A 20444-nucleotide genomic window follows, 5' to 3' on the forward strand; every position below is an offset into this window, starting at 1 on the left:
TCCACCAGAGCCGGCGCAGGTTTCAGGGCCGCGGGGCGTAGGCGAATACGTCGGCGCGCATCTGGTGTGCATCCATGCCCGCAGCCACCAGCGCATCCAATGTGCCGTAGATCATCGCCGGTGAACCGCTGGCGTAGACATGCACGCCTTTGAGGTCGTGGATGTCTTCGCACACCGCTTCATGCAACAGCCCACAGCGTCCTTCCCAACCGCACAGGTCACTGACCACTTTGTGCAGGAACAGGTTGGGCAGTTGCAGCCATTGATCCCAATGCTCGATCTCGTAGAAATCTTCCGGACGCCGCACGCCCCAATACAGATGCACCGGGTGTTTGAAGCCGGTGGCGCGGCAGTGCTCGATCAGGCTGTGCATCTGCGCCATGCCGGTGCCCGCAGCGATCAGCACCAACGGCCCATCGGGCAACTCGGCCAGGTGGGTATCGCCAAACGGCAGCTCGATGCGGGCCATCCGGTTGCGCTGCAATTGCTCGATCAGATTGCGCGCGCTGTCCTCGCGGGCCAGCACGTGCAGTTCCAGTTCGCGTCCGGCGTGGGGCGCCGAAGCCAGGGAAAACGCCGACTTCTCGCCGTTATCCCGTTCAATCATCAGGTATTGCCCGGCGTGGTAACGCACGGCCTTGCCGGCCGGGGCGAGCAAGCGCACGCGCCATACATCGCCACCGACTTGCACGCATTCACTCACTTGGCACGACAACTTGCGCAACGGCAACTCTCCCGGCGCCAGCACGCCATCCCACAACACCACACAATCCTCCAGCGGCTCGGCGATGCAGGTGTAGAACTCCCCGTGGTCGCGTATTTCACCGGACTGCCGCACCCGGCCGTCCACCAACAGCGCCGCGCACACGTGGCACACGCCATTGCGACAGGCTTGCGGGCATTCGTAGCCCAGGCGGCGCGCACCTTCGAGAATTCGCTCACCGGGGACCAGCTCCAATACGGCGCCGGAAGGTTGCAGGGTCACACGCATCAATCTATTCCCAACTCTTTCCAGATCGCATCGACACGCGCCGTCACGGCTTCGTCCTTGACGATCACCCTGCCCCACTCGCGGGTGGTCTCACCCGGCCATTTGTGCGTGGCATCCAAGCCCATCTTCGAGCCCAGGCCCGAGACCGGCGAGGCGAAATCGAGGTAGTCGATCGGCGTGTTGTCGATCATCACCGTGTCGCGCTTGGGGTCCATGCGCGTGGTGATGGCCCAGATCACGTCGTTCCAGTCGCGGGCGTTGATGTCGTCGTCGGTGACGATAACGAACTTGGTGTACATGAACTGTCGCAAAAACGACCACACGCCGAGCATGACCCGCTTGGCATGGCCTGGGTACGACTTCTTCATGGTCACGATGGCCATGCGGTACGAACAGCCTTCCGGCGGCAGGTAGAAGTCGGTGATTTCCGGGAACTGCTTCTGCAGGATCGGCACGAACACTTCGTTCAGCGCCACACCGAGAATCGCCGGCTCATCCGGCGGACGGCCGGTGTAGGTGCTGTGGTAGATCGGCTTGATCCGATGAGTGATGCGCTCGACGGTGAACACCGGGAAGCTGTCGACTTCGTTGTAGTAGCCGGTGTGGTCGCCGTAGGGGCCTTCGTCGGCCATTTCGCCGGGGTGGATCACGCCTTCGAGGATGATTTCCGCGGTGGCCGGCACTTGCAGGTCGTTGCCACGGCACTTCACCAGCTCGGTGCGGTTGCCGCGCAGCAGGCCGGCGAAGGCGTATTCGGACAGGCTGTCCGGCACCGGGGTCACGGCGCCGAGGATGGTGGCCGGGTCGGCGCCCAGGGCCACGGAGACCGGGAACGGCTTGCCGGGGTGTTTTTCGCACCATTCACGGAAGTCCAGCGCGCCGCCGCGGTGGCTCAGCCAACGCATGATCACCTTGTTGCGGCCGATCACTTGCTGACGGTAGATGCCGAGGTTCTGGCGATCCTTGTTCGGGCCCTTGGTGACGGTCAGGCCCCAGGTGATCAGCGGGCCGACATCGCCGGGCCAGCAGGTCTGCACCGGCAGCATGCCCAGGTCGACGTCATCGCCTTCGATGACCACTTCCTGGCACACCGCGTCCTTGACCACCTTGGGCGCCATGGCAATGATCTTGCGGAAGATCGGCAGCTTCGACCAGGCGTCCTTCAAGCCCTTGGGTGGCTCGGGCTCCTTGAGGAACGCCAGCAACTTGCCGATCTCGCGCAATTCGCTGACTGACTCGGCGCCCATGCCAAAGGCCACGCGATCGGGGGTGCCGAACAGGTTGCCGAGCACCGGGATATCAAAACCGGTCGGGTTCTCGAACAGCAGCGCCGGGCCCTTGTTGCGCAGGGTACGGTCGCAAATCTCAGTCATTTCCAGCACCGGCGAAACCGGCACGTGGATGCGTTTCAACTCTCCGCGCTGCTCAAGTTGCTGCACGAAATCCCGAAGATCCTTGAATTTCATTAACCATGCCACCCGTAAAATAGGCGTACATCCTACCTGCTCTGAGGACGGCTGGCAGCTTAATTGGCCGTCAGCCCCCGTGATTGCAGCGAACGGAACAGCGGTTCCAGGAACGCCTGGACATGTCGCGCGCCGACGTCGGAGAGGTGGTTATCGTCGGTGTACAGCGCGCGGCCGTCGAGCTCGACCCGGCACAGGCCGTCGGCGCCACACAGCAGGGGCGCGGGGTCCAGCACGGTGACGCCACTGTCGGCGGCGGCCAGTTCGTCAAACAGCCGAGTGATAAAGGCCTGGCGCTTCTCGTGCTCCGCCACGGGGAGCCCTTCGCCGTCCACCGGCCGGTGCATCATGGCCAGGCGACTGAGGCGGTACGGCACGATGATTTCCTGCAACGGCACTTCCTTGACCAGCCACACGCGATGCCCGGCGGCGCGCAGCCCCTGGATGCGTTCACGCAAGCCCTGCTCGAAGCGCTGCTCGGCCACGGCACGCACGTACTTGCCGGTGCCCAGGTCTTTTAGCGCATGTTCCTTGTCACCCGACATCTGCCCATAGAGGTACAGGCTCCAGCGCGCCGCCAGCACGACATCGCTGAACGACTGTTCGGCCAGGGCCTTCTCGACGCGCTGGTTGAAATGCGCGCACGGGGTGATGTTCTCCAGACCGTCCAACGGCACACACCCGGCAAAACTGGCCTGGACCAGACTGATATCGTGCCGATTGGCCGCGTCCTCAAGCGCTGGAATCAACGCCGTGGCGTGGCTGTCGCCCCAGACCAACGCTGACACCGAGAGGCCTTGCGGACCGAAGTGGCAGAACGACCGCTTATCTGCAGTATTCTTGTCCGCCAGGCAGGCCGTCAGCTCCGGGCTCCACTTCTTCGCCTGGGCATAACGCAATGCCTGCTCGGACAGGCGCCACGGCACGCCATCGGCTTCCCGCAATGCCAGGCCAGTAAGGCCGAGGCACAAAATGCCGGCCGCGGCGCCAGCCAGGATCGCCTTGCGTCCGGCCAGCAGACGTTTTTCCCGGAATGGCGCCTCCACGAAGCGCCAGGACAAATAACCCAGCACCAGGCTCAGCAGCATCAACCCGCCCAATTCCGCCGCGCTCAAGCCATCAACCGCTGCGTAGTTGGCGTACACGAACACCGGCCAATGCCACAGATACCAGGAATAGGAGATAAGCCCCAGCCCCACCATCAGCCGCGAACTCAGCAGCTGCCCGACCCAGGTGGCTTGCTGCCCATTGGCCCAAATCAACCCGACCACGCCCAGCACCGGCAGCAAAGCGGCCGCGCCAGGGAACGGTGTATGCCGGTCGAAACCGAATATGGCGGTCAGGATCAATGCCAGGGAAGCCAGGCTGACCGCTTGCGCCAGGGGCGGCGAGGCGCGCCACTCAACCTTCGGCATCACCGCCAGCATGGCGCCGGCCAGCAATTCCCAGGCACGCAGATGCAGCAGGTAGAAGGCTTTCTGCGGCTGATGGGAAACCGCCCAGACACTCATGCCAAACGACACCAGCAGCACCGCGAACAACGCCAGGCGCCAGTGTTTCAAGCGGCTTGAAAGCAGGGCCAGCAACAGCGGGAAGAAGATGTAGAACTGCTCCTCCACCGCCAGCGACCAGGTGTGCAACAAGGGCTTGATGTCGGAGGATGCATCGAAATAACCGTGCTGGCGTGCAAACAGCAGGTTGGAGGTAAAGGTCACCTGGTAGTGCGCCGACCGCCCCAGCTCTTCATAGTCCTTGGGCGCCAGCAAAAACCAGCCCACGGCCAGTGTCGCGGCCATCATCACGAACAACGCCGGCAAGATACGCCGGGCACGGCGCGCCCAGAAGCCCACGAAACTGAAACGCCCGGCCTGGCGTTCGCGCCAGATGATCGAGGTAATCAGGAAGCCGGAAATCACGAAGAACACATCGACACCGACAAAGCCGCCAGTAACACCCGGAACGCCAAAGTGGAACAGCACGACTGCGAGGACAGCGACAGCACGCAAGCCATCAATGTCTCTTCGGTAAGCAAGAATGGTCATAAATCCAGAGTCAGCCAGAAACGAATGGGAACGAGCGTAGCCTCGCTCATCCTTTTGTTTCTTAACTGACACTTTAAGCGCTCAAACCTCCCTTTCTAGATACAAAAAAAATGGCGCCCCGAAGGACGCCATTTTTTTGGACCTGAAACGTCGTGTTACTTACGCTTCATCGACAGGAAGAACTCGTCGTTGGTCTTGGTGGTTTTCAGCTTGTCGATCAGGAACTCGATGGCCGCGACTTCATCCATCGGGTGCAGCAGCTTGCGCAGAATCCACATGCGCTGCAGTTCGTCGTCGGCTGTCAGCAGCTCTTCACGGCGGGTGCCGGAGCGGTTGATGTTGATCGCCGGGAACACACGCTTTTCAGCGATACGACGGTCCAGGGGCAGTTCCATGTTGCCGGTACCCTTGAACTCTTCGTAGATCACTTCATCCATCTTCGAGCCGGTTTCAACCAGCGCGGTGGCGATGATGGTCAGCGAGCCGCCTTCTTCGATATTCCGCGCGGCGCCGAAGAAACGTTTCGGTTTCTCCAGGGCGTGGGCATCGACACCACCGGTCAATACCTTGCCGGAGCTCGGGATCACGGTGTTGTAGGCACGGGCCAGACGGGTGATGGAGTCGAGCAGGATCACCACGTCTTTCTTGTGTTCGACCAGGCGCTTGGCCTTCTCGATCACCATTTCGGCAACCTGCACGTGGCGGGTTGGCGGCTCATCGAACGTCGAGGCAACCACTTCGCCGCGCACGGTACGCTGCATTTCGGTCACTTCTTCCGGACGTTCATCGATCAGCAGCACGATCAGGTGAACTTCAGGGTTGTTACGCGCGATGTTCGCTGCAATGTTCTGCAGCATGATGGTCTTACCGGCTTTCGGCGGTGCGACGATCAGGCCGCGCTGGCCCTTGCCGATCGGGGCGCACAGGTCGATCACACGACCGGTCAAGTCTTCGGTGGAACCGTTGCCGGCTTCCATCTTCATTCGCACGGTCGGGAACAGCGGGGTCAGGTTCTCGAAGAGAATCTTGTTTTTCGCGTTCTCTGGACGATCGAAGTTGATCGTGTCGACCTTGAGCAGGGCGAAATAACGCTCGCCTTCCTTCGGCGGACGGATCTTGCCAACGATGGTGTCACCGGTGCGCAAGTTGAAGCGGCGGATCTGGCTCGGCGAGACGTAGATATCGTCTGGACCGGCGAGATAGGAAGCGTCTGCAGAGCGGAGGAAGCCGAAGCCGTCCTGGAGAATCTCCAGCACGCCATCACCGGAGATTTCCTCGCCGCTTTTCGCGTGCTTTTTGAGCAAGGAGAAAATCACGTCCTGCTTGCGCGAACGGGCCATATTTTCTATGCCCATCTGTTCGGCCAATTCGAGCAGTTCGGTAATCGGCTTTTGCTTGAGTTCAGTCAGATTCATATAGGAATGACGTAATCATTTATGGAGGGGGGAAATTAAGCTTTTGGCTTAATGAGGCCGCGCCGCAGAGAAGGCGACAGGATCGCGTACTAATCGAAAAGGAATGCGTCGGCGACGGCTTGCAGGGGGCAGTGGAGAAACCAGTGCGGGGCCGAATGTACCACCTGAGTTTCGGAGCGTCTAGCCCTGTTTCACGAAAAAGCCCCGCAATTTGCGGGGCTTTTTTGACGGCGCTTAGATGTTCACGTCGATGAATGCAGCCAGTTGGGACTTCGACAGCGCGCCCACTTTGGTCGCTGCGACTTCGCCGTCCTTGAACAGCATCAGGGTCGGAATACCACGCACGCCATGCTTGGCCGGGGTTTCCTGGTTTTCGTCGATGTTCAGCTTGGCAATGGTCAATTTGCCGTTGTACTCGGTTGCAATGTCGTCCAGAACCGGAGCGATCATTTTGCAAGGGCCACACCATTCAGCCCAGTAGTCAACCAGCACCGGGCCAGCAGCCTTGAGTACTTCGGCCTCAAAGGTCGCGTCGGTGACGTGCTTGATAAGATCGTTGCTCATGGATGTCTCCGGATTGTAAGCAAAAAAAACGTGGCCCATCATAGCTGCCCTTCCCTCGTTCAGGAAGCCGCCTCTGATTGAGTCTTGCTATGGTGGCGCATGAGTTTGGGTATCGCCTCGCTCACGGCGCTACGGGAGTCACGAAAGCAATCCCGGTGCGCAACGCCGCATTACGTACATGTTCCTGCATGGTTTTCTGCGCCGCCGCGCTCGCGCGCCGGGCCAGGGCGCGCAAGACTCTGCGGTGCTCCTGCCAGGTTTCCATGGCCCGCTCCGGCCGGATGAACGGTAGCTTCTGACTCTCCAGGAACACCTCGGCGCTGGCACTCAGGATGCTGACCATCGCCTGATTGCCGCTGGCGAGGAGGATGCGCTGGTGGAATTCGAAGTCCAGCCGCGCGGCCGCTTCGAAGTCGCCGGCCTTGAGCACCTTGCGCATGGCTTCGACATTCTCTTCCAGGCTATCCAGTTCATCAATGGTCAGCGTGACGGCCGCCAACCCTGCCGCAAACCCTTCCAGGGCATAGCGCAACTGGAAGATATCCAGCGGCGTCGCCTGGGCCGCGAAGGGCCACGCAAACCCCGGTGGCTCCTGTGCCTCTTGCACGAACACGCCTTTGCCCGGCTGCACGCTGACCACCCCCAAGGCACTCAGGGACGACAACGCTTCGCGCAATGACGCCCGGCTCACGCCCAACTGCAGCGCCAGGTCGCGCTGGGACGGCAGTGCGTCGCCCGGCCCGAAGCCTTGCTCCTTGATCAGTTTGCGGATGGCCTGCAAGGCCGCTTCCGGTACCGCTTGGGCGATGGAATTCATAAAAAACTCAAGGTTCCAGACAACTGAGCGGCTAGTTGTAAAGCTATTCGTGCCCGGCGGCAAGCCACGCCCCAAAGGGGCTCGCGCGCTTTGGGCGGCGCTCGAAAAAGGTGCGAAAGCCGCGCTCACTGTTCAGACCAGTAAGACCACCGAAGTTCAACAAATCCCGGCCTTGCAGACGAACCGAGCCGGGATGGCATGGGCTGTGCACTGGGCAAAAACAGAATGCCCCTTCGCCCTTCTCGGAGAGTTCCCATGACCAAGCGCTACAGCGCCCTGCTCACCGCCCTGTTTGCCAGCCTGATGCTGAGCCAGGCACCCGCCCAGGCCAACGGTCTGGACGATATCGTTGCCCGCGGCACCTTGAAGGTCGCCGTGCCCCAGGACTTCCCGCCGTTCGGCTCGGTCGGCCCCGACATGAAACCACGCGGCCTGGACATCGACACCGCCAAGCTGCTGGCCGACCAGCTCAAGGTCAAACTGGAGCTGACCCCGGTCAACAGCACCAACCGCATCCCGTTCCTCACGACCGGCAAGGTCGACCTGGTGATTTCCAGCCTGGGCAAGAACCCCGAGCGAGAAAAGGTCATCGACTTCTCCAAGGCCTACGCGCCGTTCTACCTGGCCGTGTTCGGCCCGCCTGACGCCGCCATCAGCAGCACCGACGACCTCAAGGGCAAGACCATCAGCGTGACCCGTGGCGCCATCGAAGACATCGAGCTGACGGCCGTCGCGCCCAAGGAAGCCACGATCAAGCGCTTCGAAGACAACAATTCGACCATCGCCGCCTACCTGGCCGGCCAGGTCGACCTGATCGCCAGCGGCAACGTGGTGATGGTTGCGATCAGCGAGCGCAGCCCGAAACGCGTACCGGCGCTGAAAGTGAAGCTCAAGGATTCGCCGGTGTACGTGGGCGTGAACAAGAACGAGCCGGCGCTGCTGGAGAAGGTCAACCAGATCCTGGTGGCGGCCAAGGCTGACGGCAGCCTGGAAAAAAATGCGATGCAGTGGCTGAAAGAACCTCTGCCTGCTGATCTCTGAAGCCCGCGACGGAGCTGATTCATGGCCTATCAATTCGACTTTGTGCCGGTGCTGGCCAATACCGACCTGCTGTTGCGCGGCGCCCTGTTCACCCTTGAACTGACCGCGATCGGCGCAATCCTGGGGGTGGCCCTGGGCACCGTCGGCGCAGTAGTGCGGGCGTGGAAAATCCAGCCGTTCGCCTGGTTCTTCGGGGTGTATGTCGAGTTGATCCGCAACACGCCATTTCTGGTGCAGTTGTTTTTCATCTTCTTCGGCCTGCCCTCCCTGGGGCTGAAAATCACCGAGTGGCAAGCGGCGGTATTGGCGATGGTGATCAACCTGGGCGCCTATTCCACCGAGATCATCCGCGCCGGCATCCAGGCGATCCCCGGTGGTCAGCTGGAGGCTGCTGCCGCCCTGGCGATGACGCGCTTCGAGGCGTTCCGCCACGTGGTGCTGCTGCCGGCACTGGGCAAGGTGTGGCCGGCCCTGAGCAGCCAGATCATCATTGTGATGCTCGGCTCGGCGGTGTGTTCGCAGATCGCCACCGAAGAGCTGAGTTTTGCCGCCAACTTCATCCAGTCGCGCAACTTCCGCGCCTTTGAGACCTATGCCCTGACCACCCTGGTGTACCTGTGCATGGCGTTGATGATTCGCCAGTTGCTCAACTGGATCGGCCGCCGGTTTGTGATGAGGAACAGCCGATGAGTGATTTTTCCTTCTGGGACATCGTGCGCAACCTGCTCATCGGCCTGCAATGGACACTGTTGCTGTCGCTGGTGGCGTTTGTGGGCGGTGGCCTGATCGGCCTGCTGGTGATGACGATGCGTATCAGCCGCAAAGCCTTCCCGCGCAATGTCGCCCGCACCTATATCGAACTGTTCCAGGGCACGCCGCTGTTGATGCAGCTGTTCCTGGTGTTTTTCGGCGTCGCCCTGCTAGGGGTGGATATCTCGCCCTGGCTGGCGGCGGCGATTGCCTTGACCTTGTTTACCAGCGCCTACCTCGCCGAGATCTGGCGCGGCTGCGTCGACTCCATCGCCCACGGGCAGTGGGAAGCCTCGGCCAGCCTGGCCCTGAGCCCGCTGGAACAGCTGCGCTACGTGATCCTGCCCCAGGCCCTGCGGATTGCCGTGGCGCCTACCGTGGGGTTCTCGGTGCAAGTGGTCAAAGGCACCGCGGTGACCTCGATCATCGGCTTCACCGAACTGACCAAGACCGGCGGCATGCTCGCCAACGCCACGTTCGAGCCCTTTATGGTCTACGGCCTAGTGGCCCTCGGTTACTTCCTGCTCTGCTACCCCTTGTCCCTCAGTGCGCGCTACCTGGAAAGGAGACTGCATGCCTCTGCTTAGAATTTCCGCCCTGCATAAGTATTACGGCGATCACCATGTGCTCAAGGGCATCGACTTGACCGTTGAAGAAGGCCAGGTCGTCGCGATCATCGGCCGCAGCGGCTCGGGCAAGTCGACCTTGCTGCGCACCCTCAATGGCCTGGAGTCGATCAACGACGGCGTGATCGAAGTCGACGGCGAATACCTCGACGCCGCCCGCGCCGACCTGCGCAGCCTGCGGCAGAAAGTCGGCATGGTGTTCCAGCAGTTCAACCTGTTCCCGCACCTGACGGTGGGCGAAAACGTCATGCTCGCGCCGCAGGTGGTGCAGAAAGTGCCCAAGGCCAAGGCCGCCCAGTTGGCGCGGCAGATGCTGGAACGGGTCGGCCTGGGCGAGAAGTTCGACGCCTTCCCTGATCGCCTGTCCGGTGGCCAGCAACAACGCGTCGCGATAGCCCGCGCCCTGGCCATGTCGCCCAAGGTGCTGCTGTGCGACGAGATCACCTCGGCGCTGGACCCGGAACTGGTCAATGAAGTGCTTAGCGTGGTGCGCCAACTGGCCAAGGACGGCATGACCCTGATCATGGTGACCCACGAAATGCGTTTCGCCCGCGAAGTCGGGGACAAACTGGTGTTCATGCACCAGGGCAAGGTGCATGAAGTGGGCCCGCCCCAGGCGCTGTTCGCCAACCCCCGCACCCCCGAACTGGCCAACTTCATCGGCTCGGTGGGGCAGCCGGGCTGACCAGCTCGAAGGTGCCCCGCCCCTCCAGCCGCGTTTCATCACGGACCTGCAGGGCATCGGAAGGCAGGTCGATATCGACATCGACCTGGGCCGTCAGGCGCTGGCCGACCAGCGCTTGACCTGCTGCGCGTGCCACCAGGACCTGGCCCGGCAACAACGCCCCGCTGACGGTTTCACCGGGCAAGTGCGCCACCCCCCACTCGACGGCGCGCCCATCGACCTGGGCATGCTTGAGACTCAGGCGCATACGCCCCTGGCGGTCAAACCGGAAACCTTGCCCATCCGCCGCACCGATGAAGCGCAACGCAATCATCGAAGGCTGCGTACACACAACGTTCAGGTGCAGCGTGCGGGTGCCGAGGGCCACGGAGGTGCTTTGGACGACGGCCTCCCTGCGAATGACGCCATAGTCGAGGCGCGGCTGGCTCACGGACAACCGGCAGTTTTCAGCGCGCACGCCCTGGGCCATCAACAGCGCGCAGAACAGGACGACGCCCGCGCTTCTCCACTTAGCGGCCATGGCACACCGCCGTCGTGGTCTCATAGAACTTGTCATGGTCAGGCTGGGTTCCGGGGTCAAGGCTCAGTTGGCAGGTGGAAGAGTCCGGCAACGAAACCCGCAGGCTTTGCGACTCATTGACGTCATTCAGGAAAATCATGCCCTCGCCCACCACGCTGGTGAGGAAGCGGCCATCCTGGCCGAACACCGACGCGCCCTGGGGCAACGGCTGACCGTGCTGATCGCTGGCGGTGAGCAACACGCGGCGCACTGTCACCACATCGAACGCGACGGTATTGAAGGACCCGCGACCGGCGGCGAGCACCTGGGTGCCGTTCTTCAGGTCAACCCGCCTGGGCAACGACTGCGTCTGCACTTCGACGCGGCTGTTGGCATACGCGGGCAAGCCGGCAATCACGGCCTGCCCGGTGAAGTCGGTCCACACCGGCCCCTGGGGGGTTTCGACTTTCGCGGAGCCGATATCCCCCACGGAGACGATGCCGAACGTGTCCTGCACGGGATAGGGCGAGAAGGTCAGGCCGTTTTCGTGCGCGACGATGCCGCCTTGCAGTTGCCCCGTATAACCGGTGCCCTGGGCATCTCGGCTGACGCCCAGGCCGACGCGGGTGTAGCGCGGCAGCAGGTCCACATGGCCGCGAACCGCTTGTTCGCGGGCGCTGAGGTCGCGCTCGACACCCACCTCGTAATTCACATAGTCATTGACCCGCTCGCTGAGTGCCGTACCGGCGCGGGACTGGTTACCACGCCGACTGACGTAGCTGTTCACACGACGATCACCGCCCAGCGGCACGCTGATCTGCAACCGTACCGACAGATCATTGTCCACCGTGCTATCGCGCCGGCCGGCGGCAACGCTGGCGTCACGCCGCGGCCGCGTGCCGCCCACCTGCGAGTCGGCGATCAAAGCAACATCGACGTGACTGAACGACTTGTTCCACGAAGCAAACACATGTTCGGCCGTTTGCCGGTCAAATTGCGCGCTGCGCGAATAACCCAGGGAGAACACGCCCAGGGTTGGATCGGCCCAGCTCATGCCCGCCGTGTACTGGTTCTTGAAGCGCGAACCCAACTCGTCGGCCTTGAACGAGCGGCCCGCTTCAAGCACCTCGCGATACCCCCGGGTCTGGGTGGTGGCGCTGAAGTTGACGTCTATATTGGCGTAGACCGGGCTGCTCGCGGACACGCTGCTACGCGAACCCGACACCGCGTTACGGCCGTCCCGGGACACATTGTGGCGAGCGCCAACCGCAACCCGCTGGAAAAAGACGCTGCTCAGGGTGCCGCCTGCCGACCAGTATTCATCGGTGCTCAATAAGCCAAACCCCGCCGACGATTCACGCCCCAGACCCCAGGTGCCGCTGCCCATGGCGACCACCGGCGACGGCGCCTGCGCGTCGATGTTTTCGCGCACCTTGCCGAGCGAAAAATAATAGCCGGGCGCCGCCGGGGCTGCCCCCGCGAACGAAGCCGCCGGCACCACGAAACTGCGCTTGGCGCCGCGTACATCGATCACGCTGACTTCGAGGTCGCTGGTGCCATTGAGCAAAGGCAACCCGGTCAGCCGGAAGGGGCCTTCGGGCACCAGCGTGCTATGGATCAGCACGCCGGACTGGCGCACTTCAATCCGCGACTGACTCTGGGCCAGCCCCTCGACCACCGCATTATTACCGCCCGCCGGCACCCGCGACTGGCCATCGGGGGAAAACTGCACACCGGACAACTGGATGCCGCCAAACAGCGGATTGTTGCTGGAGAGCTGACCCACCTGGAACGTCGATCGCAGCACGGCCAGATCCCGCTGGGCGAAGGCGTACAGGTGCTCGGTGCGCGCATCGCCATTGTCGGACACATAGAATTGGCGGCTGCGGACAATCCAGTCGCCCAGGTTGAAGCCCGCTTCGGTGTAGGCCGATACGAACCGGCTGGACTCACTGCGCGAACGGTTGTCGAAACCCAGCACGTCATAGTTGAACATCGCCGCTGCGCCACCCTGGGCAAAGTCCCCGGCCTCCCACTGGGGTTCACGCAATGACTGGGTCGGCACCACCAGTGCCACCTCATCGATGCCGGGCCGGAGCCGAACCATCGTCGTCGGGAAGGCGCCCAGGAAGTCATGGCAGGCCTGGTCCGGTGACGCGCCTTTGCGGACAACGGCGCGGGGCTGCACCAACCCGGCTTTCTCGAGCAAGCCCGGGGTGAAACACAATTGCCCCTGTGCGTCGAACCGCGCATCGACTGACCCGAGCGGGTTCCCGTTGACCCGCAGCCCTACCACCTGGACGCCTTCGCGAAAACGCGCCGCACTGCGGAAGTAGTCGGAGACCTTCGGGTCTATACCGTGGGTGGTCAGTGCCGCGAGGTCAAAACCCTCGCCCAACTCGAGCGCCGGAGCCAGGCCGGGCAAGCTCCACAGGGTCGCAAACCCGATGAGCAGCGTGGGGCGGCGAGACCGGATGGAAACCGCAGGCGTGTTACTCGACAGGTTTTTCATAAGCCGCTCAACCCCCATCGGTACTGATCGGGGCGCGGTAACTGTCCACCGAAAACCCATAGACCGTGGCGGGCTGGATCTCGACTTCGGCCAAGCCGTCCAATGTTCCGTCAACCTTCGCCGTCAACGCCTCCCCCGGCAAAATGTAAGCACGCGGCAACGTCGCCAGAACCCGTTGGGGCAGCAACTGCACCTCCGGCGCCAGGCGCACCACATAAGCACTGTCGTTGTGAACAGCGAGCCTCTCTCCTGCCCGCCGCCACTTCAGCAGCTCCCAGGGCGTGTGATGTTGAGGCAAGCCTTTGGGGTGCAGGATCAGCGGCAGATTCTGCCGAAGGGTGATACCGATGGTCGCACCCCCTGCGGCACGCGCCTGCGGAATACCCTCGAAGGACACACGCTTCAAGCGCTGGGTCTTCAGCGGTGCTTCCAAGGTGCTGATGAAACGCACCAACTGGGTTTCACCGGGTTCCACACGCGCAATAGGCGGCGTGACAATCAATAGGGGCTCTACGTCTTCGGGCACGTTCAGTACGACTGAATGAAGCAGCGCCGGCCCCGAATCGGTGTTCTTGATATTTATCGTGGCCTCGCCCTGTTCCTCATAAAGAACCACAACCGAGGTTTCCGGCAACATTCCGTCCGCCAATACCATGCCGGTAAAACACAGACACACACTTGCACACAACAACAGCAGATTATTTATTACTGAAAGACTACGCACTCAGTGTTCCCCGCAGACCATGAAGTTGGCAATTGATAGCCAAGCACCCACATGAAAACAGCCGATCAGAACGCGTGCGTTCTTTGACCGGCTGTATTTCAGCCGCTTAGAGGTAAACCAAAGTAAGCGTTGCGCGACCATCAAGAGTAACGTCGCGAGCCAGGTTCAAGTCTTGGCCTTTGTTGATCACGGCCCGTACTGCAATAGTCCCGGTCAGTTGAGAGAGTTCGGCCGGAATGAGCGAAGTGCCACTGCGCCACGAAGATTGGTTAGGCGATTTCGCGACTTTGCCATCACTGCTCTGCCAGGCCGCGCCTTCGCCGACACGTGTAATAGCCGTCAGCGTTTTGCTCGGCGACCTGAGGTCCCTGAGCGTAACCGCATAGCCACCGGTATTTTTGCCAGCGACCGAACCCAAGCCGAAGTTATGCACCTCGGTATAACCTGCGCCAAGGGCGCTGAGAATGCCCGTTACCCTGCTGCCGGCCTGCAGGTCGGTGAATGTCAGCCCGAACGGAGCGCTGCCGGTGCCGCAATTGACGGACAGGGGCGTGGTCATTTCCCGAAGCGGGTTGAACGCCGTCTGGGAGAGTTGGCCCGAAGGAATATCGCCGTAATTGATAATGCCGCCGCCAGTCATGCTGAGGTTGCAGGCAGCGGGTTTGATCGTGCCCCTGACGACCAGTTCGGCACTGGTGGATGCGTTAGCACTGATGGCCGCAGCCAGGCAAGCGAGACCGAGAGTCAATCCAACAATTTTTTTCATATTCGACCTGTCACTGAAAGTTATCAGGCGTTCTTTATTTATCTCTTGGCAAGTCCAGCGCCAAACGGCTTATTTCTCCGGAGCTGCACGACTATAAATAAATAACACCCAGGCAATATTGCCGGGTGACAGTCTGTCGCTTTGGCACTTCATTAAAGAATCAGATAACACATCAGTTAGTGTGGGAGCCGTAAAAACAAAGAGTCGCCTTTACCCGACCGCGAGGTAGTCCTAAACAAAAAAACCAATGGAACATCAACAAGCACCCTGTAGGGAAAATCATAAAAAGCTTTACAACAACAACTAGTTAAAAACTCCTACAAAACTAAAACCTCATTCAGTGGATATTTAGAAACCCACCCTACATTTCCCACAAGAATTCCTCGCAGACACCCTTAGGAAAATTACCGGAGCGCTACGCGTTGGCTCCAGCGGTCGATCGTGGCACGATGGTCAGGTTATCGACCGAGACCCTCTAACCATGCCGCAATCCCAAGCCAAGAATCTGTCCCTGATCGCCGCCATCGACCTGGGCTCCAACAGCTTTCATATGGTCGTGGCCAAGGCCCAGAACGGCGAAATCCGCATCCTTGAGCGGCTAGGCGAAAAAGTCCAACTGGCTGCCGGAATCGACGACGCGCGCCAGCTCAATGAAGAATCCATGCAGCGCGGGCTCGATTGCCTCAAGCGGTTTGCCCAGCTGATCAACGGCATGCCCCCGGGTGCTGTGCGAATCGTCGGCACCAACGCGTTGCGCGAAGCCCGTAACCGGGGCGAATTCATCCGCCGCGCCGAGGAGATCCTCGGGCACCCGGTAGAAGTCATCTCCGGACGCGAAGAAGCGCGCCTGATCTACCTCGGCGTGTCCCACACCCTGGCCGACACCCCCGGCAAGCGCCTGGTGGCGGACATCGGCGGCGGCAGCACCGAATTCATCATTGGCCAGCGCTTCGAGCCGCTGCTGCGCGAAAGCCTGCAGATGGGCTGCGTCAGCTATACCCAGCGTTATTTCAAGGACGGCAAGATCACCCCGGCGCGTTATGCCCAGGCCTACACGGCGGCGCGGCTGGAGATCATGAGCATCGAGCACGCCCTGCATCGCCTGTCGTGGGATGAAGCGATCGGCTCGTCCGGCACCATCCGCGCCATCGGCCTGGCCTTGAAAGCCGGCGGCCATGGCACCGGCGAGGTCAACGCCGAAGGCCTGGCGTGGCTCAAGCGCAAGCTGTTCAAGCTGGGAGATGCCGAAAAAATCGACTTCGATGGCATCAAGCCCGACCGCCGCACGATTTTCCCGGCGGGCCTGGCGATTCTCGAAGCGATCTTCGACGCCCTCGAACTGCAACGCATGGACCACTGCGACGGCGCCCTGCGCGAAGGCGTGCTTTACGACCTGCTCGGCCGTCATCACCATGAGGACGTGCGTGAGCGCACCCTCAGCTCGTTGATGGAGCGCTATCACGCCGATCTGGAACAAGCGGCCCGCGTGGAACGCAAAGCCCTGCATGCCTTCGACCAGGTGGCCGCGGACTGGGACCTGGAAGACGGTGTATGGCGCGAACTGCTGGGCTGGGCGGCCAAGGTGCATGAAGTGGGCCTGGATATCGCCCACTACCATTACCACAAGCACGGCGCCTACCTGATCGAGCACTCCGACCTGGCTGGTTTCTCCCGGGAAGACCAGCAGATGCTCGCGCTGCTGGTACGCGGCCATCGCCGCAATATCCCCAAGGACAAGTTCGCCGAATTCGGTGACGAAGGCATCAAGCTGATCCGCCTGTGCGTGCTGCTGCGCTTTGCGATCCTGTTCCACCACATCCGTGGCACCCAGGAAATGCCCCAGGTGACCCTGCGCGCCAGCGGCGACAGCCTCGACGTGGTGTTCCCGGAAGGCTGGCTGGAGGAGAACCAACTGACCCAGGCGGACTTCGCCCAGGAAGCGGAGTGGCTGACGCGGGTGGGCTTCAGCCTGAACGTGCGCTAAAGAACACCGAAAATACATGTGGGAGGGGCGGTGCGACGATTCGACTTGCTCCCGATGGCGGTGTGTCAGTCACTTGGTACTTTGACTGAACCATCGCCATCGGGGGCAAGCCCCCTCCCACATTAGGTCGGTTAATTCACTGCGAGAATCGGGCTACCCAGCCTTTCCAGCAAGGAGGCCTGGGCGCTGCGCGGGTTCTGGTTGCCGGTCGGCGTGTTGCGCACGTAGCGGCCGTCCGACTGCAGGCTCCAGCTGTGGGTGTTATCGGTGAGATAACTTTCCAGCTCTTTCTTGACCCGCATGATCAGCTTCTTGCCCTCCACCGGGAAGCACGTCTCTACGCGCTTGTCGAGGTTGCGCTCCATCCAGTCGGCGCTGGAGAGGTACATCTGCTCTTCCCCGCCGTTGAGGAAGTAGAACACCCGCGTGTGCTCCAGGAACCGCCCGATGATCGAGCGCACATGGATGTTGTGCGAGACCCCGGCAATGCCCGGCCGCAGGCAGCACATGCCGCGTACCACCAGGTCGATACGCACGCCGGACTGGCTGGCCTTGTACAGCGCGCGGATGATCTTCGGATCGGTCAGCGAGTTGAACTTGGCGATGATGTGCGCCGGTTTGCCGTCGAGAGCGAACTGGGTCTCGCGGGCGATCATGTCGAGCATGCCCTTCTTCAGGGTGAACGGCGCATGCAGCAGCTTCTTCATGCGCAACGTCTTACCCATGCCGATCAACTGGCTGAACAACTTGCCGACGTCTTCACACAAGGCGTCGTCGGAGGTCAGCAGGCTGTAGTCGGTGTAGAGCTTGGCGTTACCGGCGTGATAGTTGCCGGTGCCCAAGTGCGCGTAACGCACGATCTCACCGGCTTCGCGGCGCAGGATCAGCATCATCTTGGCGTGGGTCTTGAACCCGACCACACCGTAGATCACCACCGCGCCGGCCGCTTGCAGGCGGCTGGCCAGTTGCAGGTTGGACTCTTCGTCGAAGCGCGCGCGCAGTTCGATCACCGCGGTGACTTCCTTGCCGTTACGCGCAGCGTCCACCAGGGCGTCGACGATCTCCGAGTTGGCACCGCTGCGGTACAGGGTCTGGCGCACGGCGAGTACATGCGGGTCCTTGGCGGCCTGGCGCAACAGGTCGACCACCGGGGTGAAGGACTCGAACGGGTGCAGCAACAGGATGTCCTGCTTGCTGATCACGCTGAAAATGTTTTCGCTGTTTTGCAGCAGTTTCGGGATCTGCGGCGTGAACGGCGTGTATTGCAGCTCCGGGTGGCTGTCCAGGCCGGTGATGCTGAACAGACGCGTCAAGTTGACCGGGCCGTTGACCTGGTAAAGCTCGCTCTCGCCGAGGTTGAACTGCTTGAGCAGGTAGTCCGACAGATGTTTCGGGCAGGTGTCGGCCACTTCCAGACGCACCGCATCGCCGTAGCGCCGCGAGAACAGCTCGCCGCGCAGGGCGCGGGCCAAGTCTTCGACGTCTTCGGAGTCCAGCGCCAGGTCGGCGTTACGGGTCAGGCGGAACTGGTAGCAGCCCTTGACCTTCATGCCCTGGAACAGGTCATCGGCGTGCGCGTGGATCATCGACGACAGGAATACATAGTTATCGCCAGCGCCCCCCACCTCTTCCGGTACCTTGATGATCCGTGGCAGCAGACGCGGTGCCGGGATGATCGCCAGGCCGGAATCGCGACCGAAGGCGTCGATACCTTCAAGCTCAACGATGAAGTTCAGGCTCTTGTTGACCAGCAACGGGAACGGGTGAGTCGGGTCGAGACCGATCGGCGTGATGATCGGCGCGATCTCGTCGCGGAAGTAGCGACGCACCCAGGTCTTGATCTTGGTGGTCCAGTGACGGCGACGGATGAAGCGGACCTGATGTTTTTCCAGTTCCGGCAGCAGGATGTCGTTGAGGATCGCGTATTGGCGATCCACATGCCCGTGTACCAGCTCGCTGATGCGCGCCAGGGCTTGATGCGGTTGCAGGCCATCGGCGCCGGCCTGTTCACGGGCGAAGGTGATCTGCTTCTTGAGGCCGGCGACGCGGATCTCGAAGAACTCGTCCAGGTTGCTGGAGAAAATCAGCAGGAATTTCAGGCGTTCCAGCAACGGGTAGGACTCATCCAGCGCCTGTTCCAGCACGCGGATGTTGAATTGCAGTTGTGACAACTCACGGTGGATGTACAGGCTGCTGTCATCCAGGTTGGTCACCACGGCAGGCGCTGGCGCCGGGGCCGGCGCTTCGGCGACCACCACCGGCGGCGCCGGCTCCGGCACCGGCGGGGTCTCGGCGACGGATTCGACCACCGGGTGGGCGTCTTTTACGGCAACTTCTGAGAGTCCTTCGGTATTCATCGAGTGTTCCTGTGAGGGCTATTGTTGCTCTCTAAGCAATTGGGCAGCGCGGGCGGCGAAGTAGGTCAGAATGCCATCAGCGCCAGCACGTTTAAAGGCTGTCAGGGATTCGAGGATCACCCCTTCACTCAACCAACCATTCTGGATCGCGGCCATGTGCATGGCGTATTCACCGCTGACCTGATAGACAAAGGTCGGCACCTTGAATTCCTCTTTGACCCGATAAAGGATGTCCAGGTAAGGCATCCCGGGCTTGACCATCACCATGTCGGCGCCTTCGGCCAGGTCGGCGGCCACTTCGTGCAGGGCTTCATGGCTGTTGGCCGGGTCCATCTGGTACGAGGCTTTGTTGGCCTTGCCCAGGTTCAGGGCCGAGCCCACCGCATCGCGGAACGGACCATAGTAGGCACTGGCGTATTTGGCCGAGTAGGCCATGATCCGCACATTGACGTGGCCGGCCAGCTCCAGGGCTTCGCGGATCGCCTGGATGCGGCCGTCCATCATGTCCGACGGCGCGACCACCTGGGCCCCGGCGGCGGCATGAGACAAGGCTTGCTTGACCAGCGCGTCGACGGTGATGTCGTTCTGCACGTAGCCGTCTTCATCCAGGATGCCATCCTGCCCGTGGGTGGTGAACGGGTCCAGGGCCACATCGGTGATCACCCCCAATTCCGGGAAGCGCTCACGCAACGCACGGGTGGCGCGCTGGGCGATCCCTTGCGGGTTCCAGGCTTCGGCGGCATCGAGGGACTTGAGTTCAGCAGGCGTGACAGGGAACAGCGCCAGCGCCGGAATCCCCAACTCGACCCAGTTCGCCGCCTCTTCCAGCAGCAGATCAATGGTCAAGCGCTCGACACCCGGCATCGACGCCACGGCTTCCCGACGGTTTTCCCCGTCCAGCACAAAGACCGGCAGGATCAGATCGTTCGTGGTCAGTACGTTTTCACGGACCAGACGGCGAGAAAAATCATCACGACGGTTGCGACGCAGACGGGTCGCGGGAAACAGGCGATTGGCAGGGGTAAAGCTCACGACAGACTCCTGAGCCCGCGTTTACGGGCGAGTGTTGCAGTTATAAGCGGCCATTATGACGAAGGTATGACAGTTGTGCTTAACGATGCGACCTGTAGTCGCATTCGGCGTTTCTGTAGGAATTGTTCACTTCGTGACACATCTCGATACTTTCACGAATGATCGCGAAGGCG

17 protein-coding genes are annotated in these 20444 nt (G+C 61.6%); 5 read left to right on the forward strand and 12 right to left on the reverse strand.

What is annotated here, in order from left to right; genetic code table 11:
* Nucleotides 1-22 precede the first annotated feature (22 nt).
* From MOQ67_RS30370 to MOQ67_RS30395, 6 genes are all read right to left on the reverse strand, one after another.
* On the reverse strand, nt 23-991 hold the full coding sequence (locus tag MOQ67_RS30370; RefSeq protein WP_017845123.1) for a CDP-6-deoxy-delta-3,4-glucoseen reductase: 969 nt from the start codon (nt 989-991) through the stop codon (nt 23-25).
* A complete protein-coding gene (gene ubiD, locus MOQ67_RS30375) occupies nt 991-2457 on the reverse strand; it encodes a 4-hydroxy-3-polyprenylbenzoate decarboxylase (protein WP_046381692.1) in 1467 nt (488 codons plus the stop codon). The genes MOQ67_RS30370 and ubiD overlap by 1 nt, the downstream gene beginning before the upstream one ends.
* 59 nt (nt 2458-2516) lie before the next feature.
* On the reverse strand, nt 2517-4499 hold the full coding sequence (locus tag MOQ67_RS30380) for an acyltransferase family protein (protein ID WP_126587635.1): 1983 nt from the start codon (nt 4497-4499) through the stop codon (nt 2517-2519).
* 155 nt (nt 4500-4654) lie between these two features.
* The gene (gene rho, locus MOQ67_RS30385) at nt 4655-5914 is read right to left on the reverse strand and encodes a transcription termination factor Rho (RefSeq protein ID WP_017845130.1); all 1260 of its coding nucleotides are present in this window, start codon (nt 5912-5914) and stop codon (nt 4655-4657) included.
* A 234-nt stretch (nt 5915-6148) separates the two neighbouring features.
* The gene (trxA, locus tag MOQ67_RS30390; protein ID WP_017845131.1) at nt 6149-6478 is read right to left on the reverse strand and encodes a thioredoxin TrxA; all 330 of its coding nucleotides are present in this window, start codon (nt 6476-6478) and stop codon (nt 6149-6151) included.
* A gap of 121 nt (nt 6479-6599) precedes the next feature.
* Complete coding sequence (locus MOQ67_RS30395; protein ID WP_017845132.1) at nt 6600-7295, reverse strand: FadR/GntR family transcriptional regulator; 696 nt, start codon at nt 7293-7295, stop codon at nt 6600-6602.
* Nucleotides 7296-7550: 255 nt separating this feature from the next.
* Between MOQ67_RS30395 and MOQ67_RS30400 the strand changes: the two genes are divergently transcribed.
* The 4 genes from MOQ67_RS30400 to MOQ67_RS30415 are packed head-to-tail and all read left to right on the forward strand — an operon-like array spanning nt 7551 to nt 10397.
* On the forward strand, nt 7551-8336 hold the full coding sequence (locus tag MOQ67_RS30400; RefSeq protein WP_046381688.1) for a transporter substrate-binding domain-containing protein: 786 nt from the start codon (nt 7551-7553) through the stop codon (nt 8334-8336).
* A gap of 21 nt (nt 8337-8357) precedes the next feature.
* Nucleotides 8358-9026 carry an amino acid ABC transporter permease gene (locus tag MOQ67_RS30405; protein ID WP_017845134.1) on the forward strand — a complete coding sequence of 223 codons (669 nt, stop codon included), beginning with the start codon at nt 8358-8360 and terminating at the stop codon, nt 9024-9026.
* Nucleotides 9023-9673, forward strand: coding sequence for an amino acid ABC transporter permease (locus tag MOQ67_RS30410; protein WP_017845135.1), 651 nt, complete (start codon nt 9023-9025; stop codon nt 9671-9673). The genes MOQ67_RS30405 and MOQ67_RS30410 overlap by 4 nt, the downstream gene beginning before the upstream one ends.
* Nucleotides 9660-10397 (forward strand): amino acid ABC transporter ATP-binding protein, encoded by a 738-nt coding sequence (locus tag MOQ67_RS30415; protein ID WP_017845136.1) that lies wholly within the window; start codon nt 9660-9662, stop codon nt 10395-10397. Before MOQ67_RS30410 ends, MOQ67_RS30415 begins: the two co-directional genes overlap by 14 nt.
* Here MOQ67_RS30415 and MOQ67_RS30420 read toward each other — a convergent pair.
* The 4 genes from MOQ67_RS30420 to MOQ67_RS30435 all read right to left on the reverse strand — a co-directional run bounded on the left by MOQ67_RS30420 (nt 10369) and on the right by MOQ67_RS30435 (nt 14898).
* The gene (locus MOQ67_RS30420; RefSeq protein ID WP_057003996.1) at nt 10369-10917 is read right to left on the reverse strand and encodes a hypothetical protein; all 549 of its coding nucleotides are present in this window, start codon (nt 10915-10917) and stop codon (nt 10369-10371) included. The two genes, MOQ67_RS30415 and MOQ67_RS30420, sit on opposite strands and share 29 nt — an antisense overlap.
* Nucleotides 10907-13408 carry a fimbria/pilus outer membrane usher protein gene (locus MOQ67_RS30425; protein ID WP_185833371.1) on the reverse strand — a complete coding sequence of 834 codons (2502 nt, stop codon included), beginning with the start codon at nt 13406-13408 and terminating at the stop codon, nt 10907-10909. The genes MOQ67_RS30420 and MOQ67_RS30425 overlap by 11 nt, the downstream gene beginning before the upstream one ends.
* 7 nt (nt 13409-13415) lie before the next feature.
* On the reverse strand, nt 13416-14132 hold the full coding sequence (locus MOQ67_RS30430) for a fimbria/pilus chaperone family protein (protein ID WP_206614658.1): 717 nt from the start codon (nt 14130-14132) through the stop codon (nt 13416-13418).
* Nucleotides 14133-14238: 106 nt separating this feature from the next.
* The gene (locus tag MOQ67_RS30435) at nt 14239-14898 is read right to left on the reverse strand and encodes a DUF1120 domain-containing protein (RefSeq protein WP_046381682.1); all 660 of its coding nucleotides are present in this window, start codon (nt 14896-14898) and stop codon (nt 14239-14241) included.
* Between the two features lie 481 nt (nt 14899-15379).
* Here MOQ67_RS30435 and ppx point away from each other — a divergent pair, with 481 nt between their 5' ends.
* Nucleotides 15380-16882: an exopolyphosphatase gene (ppx, locus tag MOQ67_RS30440; protein ID WP_017845141.1), complete on the forward strand. Its 1503-nt coding sequence runs from the start codon at nt 15380-15382 to the stop codon at nt 16880-16882.
* Nucleotides 16883-17013: 131 nt separating this feature from the next.
* On the opposite strand, the gene ppk1 is transcribed toward ppx, so the two are convergent.
* Nucleotides 17014-19239: a polyphosphate kinase 1 gene (ppk1, locus tag MOQ67_RS30445; RefSeq protein ID WP_126589666.1), complete on the reverse strand. Its 2226-nt coding sequence runs from the start codon at nt 19237-19239 to the stop codon at nt 17014-17016.
* 18 nt (nt 19240-19257) lie between these two features.
* Complete coding sequence (hemB, locus tag MOQ67_RS30450) at nt 19258-20271, reverse strand: porphobilinogen synthase (protein WP_057003998.1); 1014 nt, start codon at nt 20269-20271, stop codon at nt 19258-19260.
* Between the last annotated feature and the right edge of the window lie 173 nt (nt 20272-20444).

The organism is Pseudomonas sp. LY-1 (genome assembly GCF_053502595.1).